2 protein-coding genes are annotated in these 879 nt (G+C 56.8%); both read right to left on the bottom strand.

All coding sequences use genetic code 11. From position 1 onward, the window contains the following. Positions 1-245: hypothetical protein (locus VI25_RS19050; RefSeq protein WP_201783339.1), on the bottom strand; the 245-nt coding region annotated here is incomplete at its 3' end. A 138-nt stretch (positions 246-383) separates the two neighbouring features. Further along, positions 384-879, bottom strand: a 496-nt coding sequence (locus tag VI25_RS19045; protein WP_316934371.1) for a glycosyltransferase family protein, incomplete at its 5' end; no start/stop codon positions are given.

The following is an 879-nucleotide window of genomic DNA, read 5'->3' as shown; positions in this document are numbered from 1 at the left end:
GCTAAGGCCAGCGCTGCTTCGCGCCGGTACTGCACTTCTGGCTGGGCCAGAAAAGGCAGTAGGGCGGCGGCATTGCGCTCATCTTGTGCCGTTGCAATCTGCCGGAGCGTGGCATTGGCGGCAAACTTGTTGGGGGTCTTGGCCGTGGTGGTAGTGGCTGGGGGCTGCGTAGAGCACGCCAGCAGCGTAGCGCAACCGGTTAGGGCTACTACGGCCGTCGCCCGGCGGAAGTCGGTTCGGTTCATGTTGCTCCAAAGTAAGAAAATGACTCCGGTCTGAAGCTACTTTCCACAAACTTGCCCAAGCCTTACCGCTAGTACCAGCCGGTAAAATCAGAATATATTCCAGTCTTTTACTGGTCGTCGGCGTAACGTGGCGGGGCCTTATTGGGCATCCGCCGCTACCCCATCCAGCACTTCCCCCAGCCTGTTGAACAGCACCTCGTTGCCCTCTTGCTGGTACGTGCTGAGGGCGGCATCGAACTGGCTTAGGTCGTAGAGGAAGGCTTTCAAGTTATCGGGCGTAATGGCCTCAAAGTGACGTCCGTAGCCCAGCTTTTCCACCTCAGCGGCATTGAGAAACTGTTCAAACTGAGCCGGAATGGGCACCGCACAAATAGGCTTGTGTAGGAATACGGCTTCGCTGATCAGGGAAAAACCACCGTTTGTTACTACGGCGCGGGCACTGGCCAAGTCATCGATAAAGCCTTGCTCACTGAATGCCCGCAGCTGCACATTGGCGTGATTTTCTTCCTTATTAAAGCCGTACACCCGAAACTCTTGGTCTGGTAGCTGTTGGAGCTGAGTCACCAAGTCCTTTTGCGTGGTAGCCGACTGGTACACGAGCACGTGCTGACCTTGCGTGGGCCGAGCCCGCAAA

The organism is Hymenobacter sp. AT01-02, from assembly GCF_000961955.2.
In the GTDB taxonomy this organism is placed as follows: Bacteria; Bacteroidota; Bacteroidia; order Cytophagales; family Hymenobacteraceae; genus Hymenobacter; species Hymenobacter mucosus.
Note: the sequence above shows the minus strand (reverse complement) of the source record. Positions and strands in the feature narration are given on the sequence as shown.